General features: G+C 34.2%; 12 protein-coding genes and 1 other RNA gene. 9 read left to right on the top strand and 4 right to left on the bottom strand.

The annotated features are described in order from the left end of the window. The first annotated feature begins 5 nt into the window (after positions 1 to 5). From PK35_RS11785 to PK35_RS11760, 6 genes are all read left to right on the top strand, one after another. Positions 6 to 1190 (top strand): DUF2062 domain-containing protein, encoded by a 1185-nt coding sequence (locus tag PK35_RS11785; RefSeq protein WP_044626756.1) that lies wholly within the window; start codon positions 6 to 8, stop codon positions 1188 to 1190. Continuing rightward, entirely contained in the window at positions 1183 to 4863 is a 3681-nt protein-coding gene (locus PK35_RS11780; RefSeq protein ID WP_044626755.1) for an MMPL family transporter, read from the top strand. Before PK35_RS11785 ends, PK35_RS11780 begins: the two co-directional genes overlap by 8 nt. Before the next feature lie 9 nt (positions 4864 to 4872). Further along, entirely contained in the window at positions 4873 to 6411 is a 1539-nt protein-coding gene (locus tag PK35_RS11775) for a phytoene desaturase family protein (RefSeq protein WP_044626754.1), read from the top strand. A 7-nt stretch (positions 6412 to 6418) separates the two neighbouring features. After that, positions 6419 to 8089, top strand: a complete 1671-nt coding sequence (locus PK35_RS11770; RefSeq protein ID WP_044626753.1) for an acyl-CoA--6-aminopenicillanic acid acyl-transferase — start codon at positions 6419 to 6421, stop codon at positions 8087 to 8089. Continuing rightward, positions 8090 to 9379, top strand: a complete 1290-nt coding sequence (gene flxY, locus PK35_RS11765) for a flexirubin biosynthesis putative acyl-CoA ligase FlxY (RefSeq protein ID WP_044626752.1) — start codon at positions 8090 to 8092, stop codon at positions 9377 to 9379. It abuts the gene before it with no gap. 73 nt (positions 9380 to 9452) lie between these two features. Then, complete coding sequence (locus PK35_RS11760) at positions 9453 to 9695, top strand: AAA family ATPase (RefSeq protein WP_052825981.1); 243 nt, start codon at positions 9453 to 9455, stop codon at positions 9693 to 9695. A 363-nt stretch (positions 9696 to 10058) separates the two neighbouring features. Here PK35_RS11760 and ssrA read toward each other — a convergent pair. Beyond that, positions 10059 to 10455, bottom strand: a transfer-messenger RNA (tmRNA) gene (gene ssrA / locus PK35_RS17430). A gap of 311 nt (positions 10456 to 10766) precedes the next feature. On the opposite strand from ssrA, the gene PK35_RS11755 reads away from it, so the two are divergent. From PK35_RS11755 to PK35_RS11745, 3 genes are read left to right on the top strand one after another with little or no spacing between them, the layout of a single operon-like run. Beyond that, positions 10767 to 11186 carry a DUF1801 domain-containing protein gene (locus PK35_RS11755; protein ID WP_044626751.1) on the top strand — a complete coding sequence of 140 codons (420 nt, stop codon included), beginning with the start codon at positions 10767 to 10769 and terminating at the stop codon, positions 11184 to 11186. A gap of 5 nt (positions 11187 to 11191) precedes the next feature. Then, positions 11192 to 12397 carry an NAD(P)-dependent oxidoreductase gene (locus PK35_RS11750; RefSeq protein WP_044626750.1) on the top strand — a complete coding sequence of 402 codons (1206 nt, stop codon included), beginning with the start codon at positions 11192 to 11194 and terminating at the stop codon, positions 12395 to 12397. 29 nt (positions 12398 to 12426) lie between these two features. Next, positions 12427 to 13209, top strand: coding sequence for an SDR family NAD(P)-dependent oxidoreductase (locus tag PK35_RS11745; protein WP_044626749.1), 783 nt, complete (start codon positions 12427 to 12429; stop codon positions 13207 to 13209). On the opposite strand, the gene PK35_RS11740 is transcribed toward PK35_RS11745, so the two are convergent. From PK35_RS11740 to PK35_RS11730, 3 genes are all read right to left on the bottom strand, one after another. After that, positions 13210 to 13878: a DUF1361 domain-containing protein gene (locus PK35_RS11740; protein ID WP_044626748.1), complete on the bottom strand. Its 669-nt coding sequence runs from the start codon at positions 13876 to 13878 to the stop codon at positions 13210 to 13212. Between the two features lie 179 nt (positions 13879 to 14057). Further along, positions 14058 to 15437: a cell envelope integrity protein CreD gene (gene creD, locus PK35_RS11735; RefSeq protein WP_044626747.1), complete on the bottom strand. Its 1380-nt coding sequence runs from the start codon at positions 15435 to 15437 to the stop codon at positions 14058 to 14060. A gap of 54 nt (positions 15438 to 15491) precedes the next feature. Then, positions 15492 to 15785, bottom strand: coding sequence for a winged helix-turn-helix domain-containing protein (locus PK35_RS11730; protein ID WP_044626746.1), 294 nt, complete (start codon positions 15783 to 15785; stop codon positions 15492 to 15494). Positions 15786 to 15834: the final 49 nt, after the last annotated feature.

Below are 15834 nucleotides of genomic sequence, written 5' to 3'. Positions count from 1 at the left end.
AGCAAATGAAAAAAGAACCAACCCATTTTAGCATTTGCGTTATCATTCCAACCTATAATAATCAAAAAACATTAGCACGGGTTATTGATGGCGTTTTAAACTATTCAAACCACGTTATTGTTGTAAATGATGGTTCTACCGACGATACATCAAACATTCTTAAAAATTACACCGATAGGGTTGAGGTTATAACCTTCGATAAGAATAAAGGTAAAGGAAAAGCACTACGCGAAGGTTTTAAATTAGCCATTAAAAAAGGTTACGAATTCGCTATAACCATCGATTCTGATGGACAACATTTTCCTGAAGATATTCCTAATTTTGTTAAAGCTCTCGAATCACATCCCGACAAAAATTTGTTGCTAATTGGTTCCAGAAATATGAGTCAAGAAGGAGTGCCTAAAAAAAGTAGCTTTGGTAATAAATTTTCTAACTTTTGGTTTTGGTTTGAAACAGGTATTAAACTTGATGATACACAATCGGGTTTTAGGTTATATCCGTTACACATTATAGAAACACGCAAATTTTTCACCAATAAATTTGAGTTCGAAATTGAAGTTATTGTACGATTAGCTTGGGCTGGTGTTGCGGTTAAAAATATGCCAGTAAAAGTGTTGTACGACTTGAGCGAGCGCGTTACACATTTTAGGCCTGTAAAGGATTTTGCTAGAATTAGCGTACTTAATACCGTGCTTGTTTTAATCATGTTGCTTTATATAAAACCACGAAATTTGTTTCGTAGATTAAAAAAAAAAGGCATTAAACGTTTTTTTTTAGAAGACTTTTTAGGGAGCCAAGATTCGCCAAAAAAGAAAGCGCTTTCAGTAGGTTTAGGTGTGTTTATTGGTTTGTCGCCACTTTGGGGATTTCATACGGTAACGGTTATTTTTCTGGCGATGTTTTTTAAGTTAAACAAAACCATTGCCTTTGCGTTTTCCAACGTTAGCATACCACCATGTATTCCATTTATCATTTATTTCAGTTCAAAAATTGGGCAGTGGCTTTATGGCGTAGAGTTTAGCTATAAACTCGATGAGGTCACCAAAGATTTCGTGATTTTAGAACATTTGGAAACCTATATTGTTGGTAGTTTTGTACTGGCAACGGTGGCATCAATAGTACTTACGGCGCTTAGTTTTTTGTTGTTTAATTTAGTAGGACGTAAAAACGTAATTGTAAAAAATGGCTAAGATTTTCTTCGGTATATACAAGGCTATTCAAAATCGGAAAACGCTAAGTGTTTTCGGGTTTTTACTGTTGCTTTTTAGTTTGATTTTTGTTGCGACTAAAATTGAATTTGAAGAAGATATTACCAAACTTATTCCTATAAATAAAGGAAACGAAAACGCAAGTAAAGTGTTTAAATCGATGAAGTTTGCCGATAAAATAATTGTCAATATTGCTTTAGAGGAAAACGGAAGTGTAAACGATTTAACCCATTTTGCTGATGTGTTTATTGATAGTTTAAACGCGTCATCAAGCCAATATATTGAAAATATTCAAGGAAAAATTGACGATGATGCCACCGTAAACACACTCGATTTTGTATACAACAACTTGCCTCTTTTTTTAGATACTGAAGATTATGAGCATATAAAAAACAAACTCAGTAAAGATAGTATTGATGCGATTACCAAAAATAATTATAAAACCTTAGTGTCGCCATCGGGGATTGTTTTAAAGAAAACCATAGTAAAAGATCCTTTGGGATTATCGTTTTTAGGTTTAAAAAAACTGCAAAGTTTAACCTTAGGAGATGATTTAAACCTTTCCAATGGTTATTTGCTAACGAAAGATAAAAAACACATTTTACTGTTTATATCACCAAAATTAAAGTCGAGTGAAACAGCACAAAACGCACAACTTTCGAAGCATTTATATGCTTTAGCTAGTACATTAAATAGCAATTTTAAAAACAAAGTAAGTGTCGATTATTTTGGAGGTGCCTTGGTAGCTGTTGAAAACGCTAAACAAATAAAACACGATATACAATTTACAGTTAGCATTACGTTAACCATACTTTTGGTGATTCTCATTTTGTTTTATCGCAAGTTATTGTTGCCTATAATTTTGTTTGTGCCAACTATTTTTGGCGGACTTTTAGCCATCACCGTATTGTTTGTGTTACGCGAAAAAATTTCGGCTATATCATTAGGTATTGGTTCGGTGTTGTTGGGCGTAACACTCGATTATGCCTTGCATATTCTTACTCATATTCGAGATAATAACAACATAAAAACCTTATACAACGACATTACAAAACCTGTTTTAATGAGTAGCGTCACCACCTCATTGGCGTTTTTCTGTTTGTTGTTTTTAGATTCACAAGCGCTGCAAGATTTAGGTTTATTTGCAGGTGTTAGTGCTTTAGGTTCGTCGGTTTTTGCCTTAGTTTTAATACCGCATTTATATAAAAAGTCAGCTTCAAAATCCTATTCAAATACATTTATTGATGCGTTTGCAAGTATAAATTTTCATAAAAAGAAAGCTGTTTTTATAGGCATTGCCTTGGTTTTATTAATCTCTATATTTACGTATAAGCAGGTTGGTTTTAATAAAGATTTAAGCAAGTTAAACTTCGAGCCACCTAAACTTATGCAAGCTCAAAGCAATTTAGAGCGTATTACAAATGTGGCATCAAAATCGGTTTACGTGGCCGCTCATGGAAATACGTTGCAAGAGGCTTTACAAGTAAACGATTTGGTTTTTAATGTTTTGAATCAATTAAAATCTAGCGGTGAAATTATCGATTTTAGTTCGGTAGGCGCATTGGTTCAATCCGAATCACATCAGCAAGAAAAAATACTACAATGGCAACAATTCTGGAGTGAAAATGAAAAAGATACAGTAAAAACCAACTTAATTAAAAGCGGAAAAATATTAGGATTTAAGCCCGAAACACATCAGCAATTTTATAATTTAATTAATAAGGAGTTTCAATATATTAAACCTGCATCGTATTCGGTTTTAAAAGTTTTAAATATTGAAGATTTCATCAGCGAAAGCGATAATTTTTATACCGTTTCATCTTTAGTAAAGCTCGATGAAGCAAATATTGAAGCTTTTTCAACTCAGTTTAAAAACACAGAAGGCGTTGTTATTATAGATCGAAAAGGAATTAACGAGCAGTTTTTAGGAAATTTAAAATCAGATTTTAATCGTTTGGTTTGGTATTCATTGCTTGTTGTAATTGTTATTTTGTTCATTTCGTTTCGCAGTGCATCATTAACTTTAATTACGGCGCTTCCTATTGCATTAACATGGTTTGCAACTGTAGGTTTAATGGGACTTTTGGGGATAAAATTCAACATTTTTAATATTATAATTTCCTCCTTTATTTTTGGTTTAGGCATCGATTATGGCATATTTGTAACCAATGGTTTACTGCATGAATACCGCACTGGCGAACGCGTTTTAAATACCCATAAAACCTCAATTGTTTTATCGGTTATCACTACTATTTTAGGTGTTGGTGTGCTTATTTTTGCAAAACATCCGGCGCTATATACCATTTCGGTGGTGTCTATAATAGGAATATTATCGGCTATGGTTATGGCCTTTACCATTCAACCTCTATTGTTTAAATTATTAATAGGCAGTAAAACATCGCGACCAAAAACGGTGTTCGAGTTGTTGCATAGTACCATGTCGTTTACGTATTACGGTTTGGGAACGGTTTTATTATCAATAGTAGCCACTATTTTTATAAAAATACGACCTTCAAAAAAGGACGCTTATTTACTAAGGTTTCATAAAATTGTCTCTAAATTTTTAACCTCAGTTTTAAAATCTAATCCGTTTGTGCCCAAAACAATCATTAATGATGTTGATGAAACGTTTGAAAAACCAGCAGTCATTATTGCAAATCACACCTCTTTTTTAGATACATTGACGATTGAAATGGTCTCACCCAAAATTATTTTTTTGGTAAACGATTGGGTTTATAATTCGCCAGTTTATGCACGAGCCATGAAACTTGCTGGATATTTCCCAGTGTCCGATGGTATTGAAAACGGACTGGAACAATTACAAGAAAAAGTAGCTCAAGGTTATAGTATTATGGTGTTTCCAGAGGGCTCACGTTCGTTTACAAATAAAATTAACAGGTTTCATAAAGGCGCATTTTATTTGGCAGAACAGTTTAATTTAGATGTTTTGCCTATTTTAATTCATGGGAATTCTGAAGTAAATTCCAAAGGTGATTTTATAATTAGGAAAGGAAAAATTACCCTAAAAGTGCTCGATCGTGTTAAAGCTAACGATGTGTCTTTTGGAGAAACAACTAGAGCCAGAACTAAACTTATTAGCAAACATTTTAAAGCTGAATTTTTAAAGTTTAGAAAAGAAAATGAAGATGCCACTTACTTTCATCATTTAGTGTTATGCGATTTTAGGTATAAAGGCGATGCGCTGTATAATTGGGTAAAAACTGATTTGCAGCAGTATAAAAATCAGTATTATAAAATTTTGAAACGGCTTCATGACAGCAAACAAGTTTGTCATATTTCAACAAAAAACGGGCAATTAGATTTCTTGATGGCTTTAAATAATCCTGCATTAAAAATTGAAAGCTTTATTGAAGACTTAAGTGTTCGGAAGATCCTTAAAAATTCATACTTGACTAATACACATTATAAACTAAATTATAATGATGGTTTTGAAGGGTTTGAGGAAAAAATAAATACCGCTGATGTATTAATAATTGAATCAAAAATAGTCGCAAATCAATTAAAAACAACAGAAAACATTAAAACATTGGTGCTACTCAAAGAAAGTTGTATTTTAACCCAAAAGTTTGTTTCAGAGCATCAATTTGCGGTGCAGCACGAAGAAACATATCTAGCTATTTTAACAAAAAAATAAAACGATTTAATGAAGGAGCACTACGACGTTGTTATTGTAGGAAGCGGACTTGGAGGTCTTGTGAGTGCCATAATTTTAGCAAAAGAAGGCTATAGCGTATGTGTTTTAGAAAAAAACCAACAATACGGGGGTAACTTACAAACTTTTGTAAGAGATAAAACCATTTTCGATACGGGCGTACATTATATTGGCGGGTTAGATGAAGGTCAAAATCTACACACTTATTTTTCCTATATCGGGATTATGGATCATTTAAAGCTAAAACGTTTAGATGTTGATGGTTTTGATGTCGTGACTTTCGATAATTATGAAGGCGAATTTCCATACGCTCAAGGTTATGATAACTTTAGAGAAAAACTTATTGAAAAGTTTCCCAGCGAAAAGGACGCTATTGTAACCTATTGCAATAAAATGATTGAAGTTTGCCAAAAGTTTCCGCTGTATTCGGTAAAAAAAGGCAACCCTTACGATATTGAAATTTTTCAAGAATCGGCAAAAGGATTTATTGATTCTTTAACCAATAATAGCAAGTTAAAAGGGGTTTTGGCAGGAACAAATTATTTGTATGCTGGTTATAAAGAAGACACGCCGTTGTATGTGCATGCGCTTTCGGTTAACTCGTATATAGAAAGTGCTTATCGTTGTGTTAATGGTGGAAGCCAAATAACAAAACAACTTATTAAGCAATTAAAAAAGCATGGAGGTGAAGCTTATAAAAACCAAAAGGTTACCGAGTTTAGTTCAGAAAATGGGAAAGTAACTCAGGTGGTTTGTGCCGATGGAAAAGTAATTCGAGGCGATAAGTTTATATCTAATATCGAGCCTAAATTAACCTTGCAAATGTTAGGGGAAGATAGCCCTTTAAAAAAAGCCTATGTAAACCGTATTAACACTATTGAAAATACCATAGCACCGTTTAGTTTATATGTGGTTTTTAAAGAAAATTCATTTAAATATTATAATCATAATTTCTATCATTTTCGCGACGTAGAAAAAATGTGGGATTCGCAAGATTATACTCAAGAAACATGGCCAGAAGGTTATATGGTATCGTTTGGAGTGGGCCAAAACACCTCCGATTTTGCCGAATGTTTAACGGTGATGACTTACATGCGTTGGGATGAAGTTGAAGGTTGGAGCGATACGTTTAATACCGTTAAAGAGAAAAACGAAAGAGGTGAAAGTTACGAAGCTTTTAAAAAAGCAAAAGCCGAAAAATTAATTGATGAATTAGAGAAAAAGTTTCCTAATATTCGCGATTGTATTGAATCATACTATACATCTACACCGCTATCGTATCGCGATTATATTGGTAGTCACAACGGGTCCATGTACGGTTATGTAAAGGATGTGAACAAGCCGTTACAATCTATTGTATCCCCAAAAACTAAGGTGAAAAATCTATATTTTACAGGACAAAGTTTAAATATGCATGGTATTTTAGGGGTTACTATTGGTGGCGTAATAACCTGTTCTGAGATTTTAGGAATGGATTATCTGGTAGATAAAATTAATAAGGAAACCAAAGTATCGGAAACCATAAAGTAGTTTTGGCATGAAACTGATTTTTAAGTCGGTACATAAATTGTTTTGCACTTTGGCTGTTTTAATGCTGGTGTCTTGTGGTGTTAAAAAATCCTTGCACGATATACCAGATGTTACTCAGTTTTCTTCAGAAATACCAGAGAGAACAACAATAAACGATTCTACATTTGCTTTAAACAATAACTTTCTTACCAAAAATAAGCAAGGGCAATGGGAATTGTTGGTTAGTGGCAATCCGTTGCAATTGGGTTTAAAAACGGGGCGTTTAACACAAGAATTATTTGCCAAACAGGAAGCTTATTTTTTAGGAAAGGTGGAAACCATGGTGCCATCAAAATTTAAGCAGAAGTTACTACGTAAACTTATGGCGTGGTATAATCGCAAAATGTATTTACACATTCCAGAAGAATTTAAAACCGAAATTTACGGTTTAGCCCAATATGCTGGCGATGATTACGATTATATTGCCGATGATTATTTGCGCATTCTTTATTTACACGGTGCGCACGACATTGGTCATGCCTTTCAAGACTTGGCCTTGGTTGGTTGTTCATCGTTTGCCGTTTGGGGCGATAAAACAAGCGATGGTAGCATGCTAATTGGTCGGAATTTAGATTTTTATGCGGGCGACGATTTTGCCAAACAAAAAATAATAGCCTTTGTAAAACCCGAAAGTGGTTACAATTTTATGTCGGTAACTTGGCCAGGAATGATTGGAGTGGTTTCTGGGATGAACGAAAAAGGTTTAACTGTTACTATAAATGCTGGTAAGTCTAAAATTCCGTTAGTGGCCAAAACGCCTATTTCCATTTTAACACGAGAAATTTTGCAATATGCATCAAATATAGAAGAAGCTGTGGCGATTGCTAAAAAACGACAAGTTTTTGTGTCCGAATCTATATTTATAGGAAGCGCCGCCGATAAAAATGCAGTAACTATCGAGGTGTCGCCTAAAAACTTTGGGGTGTATCAAGTGCCTAATGCCAATCAGTTAATTTGTACCAATCATTTTCAAAGTGATGCTTATAAAACCGATGATCGCAATGCAGAACATATTCACAATAGCCATTCACAATACCGTTACGAGCGCTTGCAAGAACTTATAAATGAAGAAGAAAAAATAACGCCACAAAAAGCAGTGGCTATGTTGCGCAATCGTGAAGGATTGCACGATTTGGCCTTAGGTTATGGTAACGAAAAAGCTTTAAATCAGTTGTTGGCGCATCATGGTGTGGTTTTTAAACCTGAGCAAGGTTTGGTTTGGGTGTCTTCAAACCCATATAATTTAGGCGAATTTGTGGCTTATAATTTAAATGATGTTTTCGCAAAAGCGGAAGGTGATTTTAAATCGAATCAAACTTCAGCATTGAATATAGAAACCGATCCGTTTTTGTATTCTGAAGCTTATAAAAATTATGAAAATTATCGTGTTGAAAGTAGAAAGCTATCCGAAGCTATTTCAAATAACACACACATTAATACCAACAAATTAGAAGCTTTTAAACAATTAAATCCTAATTTTTGGGAAGCCTATTATTTGGTAGGAAAGTATTTTTACGAAAAGAAATATTATACCGCGGCATTGCTTAATTTTGAAGCAGCTTTAACCAAAGAAGTAACTACGGTGCCAGATCGTGAAAATTTAAAAGCATATATTAAAAAAATAAAAAGGAAGTTGTAAATGATTCCCGACATAGAGAAAGCATCTTTGCAAGACATAAAAGTTTTTCAAGAAGAAAAATTAGCATCATTATTAGCGTATTTAAGTGAAAATTCAGCGTATTATCAACGCGTTTTTTCAGAAAATAATATTGATGTTTCAACTATAAAAACTCTTGAAGACTTAAGCCTAATTCCCTTTACCACAAAGGATGATTTACAAAAAAACAACGACGATTTTTTATGCGTGCCTAAGCATAAAATTCGCGATTATGTGACGACTTCGGGAACTTTAGGCGATCCTGTAATTTTTGGTTTAACCGATAAAGATTTAGATCGTTTAGCATATAACGAGGCTATTTCATTTGCTTGCGCAGGCGTGAAAGAAGGCGATGTGGTGCAACTTATGACAACCATAGACCGCCGATTTATGGCAGGTTTAGCCTATTTTTTAGGTGTTAGAAAATTAGGAGCCACCATAATTCGTGTTGGTGCTGGCGTGCCAGAATTGCAATGGGATTCTATTTTAAAATTTAATCCTACTTATTTAATTGTGGTGCCATCGTTTTTGCTAAAACTTATTGAATATGCCGAATCGCATGGTATCGATGTTAATAAATCTGGTGTAAAAGGCGCAATTTGTATTGGTGAATCTTTAAGAAATCAAGATTTTACATTAAACACCTTAGCCGAAAAAATTACCGCAAAATGGGATATTAATTTGTATTCAACTTATGCTTCTACCGAAATGAATACAGCCTTTACCGAGTGCGAACACAATCAAGGAGGGCATCAGCATCCAGAATTAATAATTACTGAAATTTTAGATGAAAATAACCAACCTGTACCAAAAGACGAAGTAGGTGAATTAACAATTACAACTTTAGGGGTTGAAGGCATGCCGCTATTGCGTTTTAAAACTGGTGATATGGTAAAAGCCCACACCGAAGCTTGCCCTTGTGGTCGAACTACCTTACGACTTGGACCTGTGGTTGGTCGTAAAAAGCAAATGATAAAATATAAAGGCACCACGTTATATCCGCCGGCTATGGATAATATTCTAAACGATTTTGCCGAGGTGGAAAGTTATGTTATCGAGATTAGCCATAATAGTATTGGTACCGACGAAATTTGCTTAAAAATAGCGACGACAAACAATTCCAAAGATTTTTTAAACGCTATAAAAGATCATTTTAGAGCCAAACTTCGGGTAACGCCAAATATAGAGCTTCATCCAAAAGAAACGATTGAAAAACTCCGCTTCCCGAAAATGAGCAGGAAACCTATTTTGGTTATTGATAGGCGCGGGTAATACTTGTATACAGCAAGTTTTAGTGTGAAATTTGAAATAATCCATTTAAATTTAGTGTTGAAAATTTTTAATCATGCCATATCTTTCATCAATAAATTTAAATATAAATAGAACACAGCCTTATCCTTACGATGTGCCAGCGATAAAATTTGGGAAGCATATTGATTTATCCAACAAAATTACTTTTATAATTGGTGAAAATGGAACAGGTAAGTCTAGTTTGCTTCAGACTTTAGCGTATCGTCTACAACTACCGCATATGGATGGTACAAGTTATTCTAAAAAATGCTTTGAGGCTGCGAAGCAGTTAGTTTAATATCTGAAGTTGCAATGGAATATAGAGCGATCGGTAGGTTTCTTTTTTTGAGCAGAATATTTTGGCGGTTATTTAAATAGTGTACACCGAAACAATATTAATTTACAAAATCAATTTAATTTAGGAGAAGAGGTGCCTCAACATATTGTCCAACAAATGAAAGATAGTGCAAATTTTCAATTACATCGTGTTAGGCGAGATTTTGGACAAGAATTGTTTACGAGGTGACCAATCAAAGTATGGTTAAAACGGATTTAGAATGCACTGATCATTATTCCATAACAAAAATGTTTTTAAACAATCCAGAATCTTTTTTACGGCATTTATAACAAAAAACGCTCTAAAATAATTTAGAGCGTTTTTTTGTGGAGTCGGAGAGAATCGAACTCTCGTCCAAACAAGTAACCAAAGGGCTTTCTACACGTTTATTCTTTTCTTATTTTTTCGATTGCAAGCTGGTTAAAGACAACCCACTTACAACTTAGCTTTTAAATCTCGAAAAGGCATCAAAGCGCTACCTAATCTTAGTTAATCTTTACGATGCCTCAAAAAAGAACGCCATTAACCAGGGCTTTCTAGAGACATTTAGCTTGCACACCTTGTGTGCCGGGGCTTGAACTTACTATAATTCAGTTATTAAGCAGCTAAAGCGTAGTTATTCTCGCCGTTTAAAGTTTGGTCTAGCCTTTTAGGTGTTTCAAAACCATTACACCACGTGCTTACCGTTCAATTAATCTCGCTGTCAAAACCAGTCGACCCCTTAATGAAATAGTAAATTTTAATTTACGTTATTGAATTAATCCCGAACTTGTTTCGGGAGCTCATCAATTAAAAGTTTTTATGTCACTTCAACTGTCACACTGAGCGAAGTCGAAGCGTATTTTTAAACAGTGTGCGTTACCCACTTTTGCTTTTAATGGCAAAAGTGCGTCAGGCTTTCGGTAGTCGCTCTCTGCGAGGAGCTCCAACAATACCTCAATCCTTAACGCGGGCGGCAAAGATATTAAAAAGTTTGTAAATCTGTTTTAATACACTTAAATTACAACAAAAAGTATTCCATTGTATTGTGCTATGCAAATTGTCAGTCATCCAAAAGTAACCGAAATATTTAATAATTATCCACCACAAGTAAAACTCAAAATGGATGCATTGCGAGCTTTGGTTTTAAATACCGCAGACAACGTTGAAGGCTTGGAAAAACTAGAAGAAACCCTAAAATGGAATGAACCCAGTTATGTTACAAAACACGGAAGTACGTTGCGAATCGATTGGAAACCAAAAGCACCCAACCAATACGCTATGTATTTTCAATGCACCTCGCAACTCGTTTCTACTTTTAAAATAATTTACAAAGGCGTTTTTAAATTCGAAGGCAATAGAGCTATCATTTTTAATCTAAATGAAACGATTCCTGTAACCGAACTTAAGCATTGCATAACTCTTGCATTAACCTATCATAAAATAAAACATCTGCCACTTTTGGGCGCATAAAATCTATGAAATTCGCAATAATCACAGAACGTAAAACACCACCCGATCGTCGTGTGGTTTTCTCACCAGAAAAATTAGTTGAGGCTAAAAGGCAATTTCCAGAAGCCCAATTTGTTGTAGAAGCTTCAAATATTCGTGTGTTTTCAGACGAGGCGTATCGACAAGCAGGTATTGAAGTTGTTAATGACGTATCAGATGCCGATGTTTTTATTGGCGTAAAAGAAGTGCCTATTTCGGCATTAATTCCTAATAAAAAATATTTCTTCTTTTCGCATACCATAAAAAAGCAACCTTACAACCGTAAATTATTAAAAGCCATTTTAGATAAAAATATTGAGCTTTACGACCATGAAACCATTGTCGATGCTAAAGGCAACCGACTTATAGGCTTCGGAAGATTTGCAGGCATTGTTGGGGCTTACAACGGATTTCGTGCTTGGGGTTTAAAATACAATACTTGGCAGTTACCAAAAGCAGGTCCGTTGCCTAATCAAGCCGCTTTAATTGCCGAATTAAACCAAATTGAACTTCCTAACATCAAAATACTGCTAACCGGAAGTGGTAAAGTCGCAAACGGAGCTCAAGAAATGTTAGATGCTATGCGTATAAAATCGGTGTCGGTTAAGGAGTATTTAAACGACAGCTTCAACGAGCCTGTGTATTGCAAAATTGATGTGCTCGATTATAATAAACGCCGCGACGGACGTGTACTTAACAATATCGATTTTTTTAATAATCCACAAGATTATCAATCTAACTTTATGCGATTTGCAAAAGTAACCGACTATTATATCGCCGGTCATTTTTACGGCGATGGCGCACCATATTTATATACCAGAGCTGATGTTAAGTCGTCCGATTTTAACATAAAAGTGGTCGCCGATATTAGCTGCGATGTCGATGGACCAGTAGCAACAACGCTTCGTGCATCAACCATTGCAGATCCTATTTATGGTTACGATTCGCAGACAGAATCGGAAATAGATTATAAAAACGAAAACGCCATTGTAGTTATGGCGGTCGATAATTTACCATGCGAATTACCGCAAGATGCTAGCGAAGGTTTTGGCGATATGTTTTTACAACACGTTATTCCTGCGTTTTTTAATGGAGATAAAGACGGTATTTTAAAACGCGCCAAAATTACCGAAAAGGGTAAGTTAACCGCAAAATTTAGCTATTTACAAGATTTTGTAGACGAAAAAGAGTGATTTTCCATAATTATTACTTTATTTGAGGTATGAAACAATCCGCTTTAGTTACAGGTGCTGCCTCTGGTTTAGGTTACGAATTGGCTGTTTTGTTAGCCAAAGACAATTACAAATTATTTTTAGTTGATATTGATGCTTCAAAATTAATACAAGTAAAAACCGAACTAGAAGCGTCCTATAATGTTGAGGTGGTTACCTTACAAAAGGATTTGAGTCAAGTAAATGTCGCTCAAGAGATTATGAACGACATAAACAACGAACCTCTAGATGTTTTAATAAATAACGCGGGTTTTGGTTTATTCGGTACTTTTGCCAGCACCAGTTGGGAACGTGAGTCTCAAATGCTAAACGTTCACGTTGTTACCGCAACACATTTAACTAAATTAGCACTAGATGGTATGGTAAAACGTGGTTCGGGGAAAATATTAAATATGTCTTCGTTGGCTGCCTTTCAACCAGGGCCTTTAATGTCTATTTACTATGCCTCAAAAGGTTATATGTTATCATTTTCTGAGGCTATAGCAAACGAATTAAAAGGCACAGGCGTTACGGTAACCGCTTTATGCCCAGGCCCAACAAAAACGGCGTTTCAAGAAACGGTTTCTGCCAACACTTCAGAAAATAAAATAAAATTTAACATGGGTTGTGCGCAATCGGTCGCGCTTTATGGTTATAAAGCCATGTTAAAAGGTAAACCCTATGCTATTCCTGGTGGGTTTAATAAATTTTTAGCAACATTACCGCGTATTATTCCTCGTAATATGGCAGCTTCAATAGTTAGAAAACTTCAAGAGAAAAACAGAAAGAACTAGTTAGTGCTTCAAATTTTGTTGTTCTAATGTTTTAATTATCCAAAATCCACCGCAAAGAAATAATCCAAAAATAATGGTGAATAACCAAGGGTTTGTCATAGATTTTGGGTTGGTTAAAAGGTGAAAAATATCAACTATTAAATCTATTGGATTACTTACAATATCCCAAGAGTTATACCTAAAGTATCTTCCTAAATAAACCCCAAATGCCGATGCAAACAAAATAGTCACAGTAGTATATAAACTGGTTTTATATGAAAGATATTTAGCAGTGATTTTATTAAAATCTAAAAGCGAAAAATAAAATAATAATAACCCGCTTAAAGCAAAGGCTGCAATAATAAGGGCATCGAGCCAAAAATAATGACTGTAGTTGTATTGTAAATGCACAAAATCGGTGACTATATAGGGCGCATTAGGTAAAAAAAGCAGCCAAATACCTAGCCATAACACCATACTTAATTTATAACGTTTGGGGTTGCGCTTTAAATATGTGGTAATGGCGTAGGGAATGACTGCTAGAAAGATGTTCCAAACTAAAAATAAATAATGATAGGCATGTGTAAGCTTCATTTTAACGGCTAGTAAAAAAAAGCTTGACGATAGCGCAATAAATAAAATACTTAAAGCGCTGTATTTGTTAAATGATAATTCTTTTATCTGTTCCATGATTTTTAAATTTTTAAAGAGTGTTTTTTATAACATTACTGTTGTTTTATATAATTGAAAAAGGTTTATGCCTTTTGTCAGGTTGAGCGCAGTCAAAACCTAGTTTTTATGTTTTTAGTAAAACCTTGTTTCATGTATTGGGGTTTAGAAACAAGGTTTTGGTAATTAACTAATAAAACTTATGCGTTATTCCAATCTATTTTGCGAGATACAAACATGACTGTTGTGAGTATTAAAAACAAACCAATACTGCCAACTAGTAATGCGTAATTCTCTAACTGAATAATTACATAAATAAAGGTGTAAAGTGCCGTTAAGGACAATCCAATAAATATGGGAAACTTAAAGGTTTTTAATATGGTTTTGGAGTAAAGCGTAATTAAAACGATTACCGAAATACCAGCAGTTATATAGGCTTTAAAAAAGTTACTATGTTCCGAAATGGAGATGAGAAGTGTGTAAAACATGGTTAAGGCCAACCCAATCATTAAATACTGAAACGGATGAATATTTATTTTACTTAATGTTTGAATTAAGAAAAAGACCAAAAAGGTTAAGCCAATAACCAAAAAGCTGTATTTAGCCGATCGTTCGCTTTTTTGATATTCATCTACAGGAATCATAAAATTAACACCAAAATCGAACGCCTGTAAATTTGGTAAATTGTTGAAATGTTGTTGCGAAAACGGACGATTTATATCAAGAATTTTCCATTTTGCATCAAAACCGGCGTCACTTATTTTGTCTCCATTATAAGGTAGAAATTCCCCAATAAAATTAGCGGTTTTCCAGTTTGATGTGACATGTGCTTCAGTTTGTTTTCCTGTTGGAATAAAACGAATTTGTTTACTGCCTTTTATATTGAAGTTTATGGTGTAGGATGTTGGGGCGTTAAAATTTATCGGGTTTTTAGTAAATGTTTTAGTTTCTAGCGTATGCATTGCAACTTGGTTGTATGCTAAATTGGTTTGACTGTTATATTTTGATGATAAATCGTAGGTGTTTTTATTAAGTGTTAAATGCGCTTCATTAACACCTTTTACATTTGAAGTTTGAATAATTATTTTCGATTTTTCCCAAAGAATATCATTTTCCGAAACTTCAATATCACTAAAATCGAGTTTTGTAAAATTGCCGTTAAGTTCAATGTTACTATTGTAAACCGCGGTTTTATAAATACCACGTTGTTTCGTTTCGGGGTTAATGTTCGATTTTATATTGAGGCTTTCAGGAAAAAAATAAGCGTAATTAATAACTTCATTTGTTTCGGTAAACACCTTTTTAGTTTTTTTGTCGGTCACTATTTTTTCCGAATAGGTTTTATAGGGCACTTTTAATATAGGCCCGTAAATAAGTACTTCGTTGCCCCATTGTTCGTTTATCTCGTTTACGACTTCATCCTGTCGGAAAGAGCGTTCCTGTATTAAATTTTGAATAAAGGTGAGTGGTACTAATAAAACTAAGGTTAAAAACCCAATCATGACCATGCGTGAGGTGATAGATGTTTTTAACCAATTTGAAAATCGGTTGGGTGGTGCTGTTTTTTGAGGTGTTTCCATAAATAGTAAATTAAAGTACTTTGAATTTCAAAGTAAATGATTAAAAAAAAGGATTTATTGTTTATTAATTAATTTTTCAAGGGCATTAATATGTTTTTTAAATTCTTGTTCGCCAAGTTTTGTTGTCGCGTAACGGGTATTTGGTTTTCTACCTATAAATTGCTTTTCTACTTTTATATATTCAACTTTCTCTAGTGCTTTGGTGTGGCTTGCTAAATTGCCATCGGTAACATCGAGTAATTCTTTAAGCATTTTAAAATCGGCATATTCGTTAACCATTAAAATAGACATGATGCCTAATCTAATTCGGTGATCGAATGCTTTATTTATATTATTAATGATGCTCATGTTGTTGATTCAAAGTTTCAGGTTTAATGTTTCAAGTTAGGTAAACTAA

The organism is Neotamlana nanhaiensis (genome assembly GCF_000943555.1).
GTDB lineage: Bacteria > Bacteroidota > Bacteroidia > Flavobacteriales > Flavobacteriaceae > Neotamlana > Neotamlana nanhaiensis.
This window is presented reverse-complemented; position numbering and strand designations above follow the sequence as displayed.

Bases quoted from the DNA above. Each gene is read 5' to 3' on its own strand.
- PK35_RS11785 (WP_044626756.1), top strand. From the start codon at position 6: ATGAAAAAAGAACCAACCCATTTTAGCATTTGCGTTATCATTCCAACC.
- PK35_RS11760 (WP_052825981.1), top strand. From the start codon at position 9,453: ATGCCATATCTTTCATCAATAAATTTAAATATAAATAGAACACAGCCT.
- PK35_RS11740 (WP_044626748.1), bottom strand. From the start codon at position 13,878: ATGGAACAGATAAAAGAATTATCATTTAACAAATACAGCGCTTTAAGT.
- PK35_RS11780 (WP_044626755.1), top strand. From the start codon at position 1,183: ATGGCTAAGATTTTCTTCGGTATATACAAGGCTATTCAAAATCGGAAA.
- PK35_RS11755 (WP_044626751.1), top strand. From the start codon at position 10,767: ATGCAAATTGTCAGTCATCCAAAAGTAACCGAAATATTTAATAATTAT.
- flxY (WP_044626752.1), top strand. From the start codon at position 8,090: ATGATTCCCGACATAGAGAAAGCATCTTTGCAAGACATAAAAGTTTTT.
- PK35_RS11750 (WP_044626750.1), top strand. From the start codon at position 11,192: ATGAAATTCGCAATAATCACAGAACGTAAAACACCACCCGATCGTCGT.
- creD (WP_044626747.1), bottom strand. From the start codon at position 15,437: ATGGAAACACCTCAAAAAACAGCACCACCCAACCGATTTTCAAATTGG.
- PK35_RS11775 (WP_044626754.1), top strand. From the start codon at position 4,873: ATGAAGGAGCACTACGACGTTGTTATTGTAGGAAGCGGACTTGGAGGT.
- PK35_RS11770 (WP_044626753.1), top strand. From the start codon at position 6,419: ATGAAACTGATTTTTAAGTCGGTACATAAATTGTTTTGCACTTTGGCT.
- PK35_RS11745 (WP_044626749.1), top strand. From the start codon at position 12,427: ATGAAACAATCCGCTTTAGTTACAGGTGCTGCCTCTGGTTTAGGTTAC.
- PK35_RS11730 (WP_044626746.1), bottom strand. From the start codon at position 15,785: ATGAGCATCATTAATAATATAAATAAAGCATTCGATCACCGAATTAGA.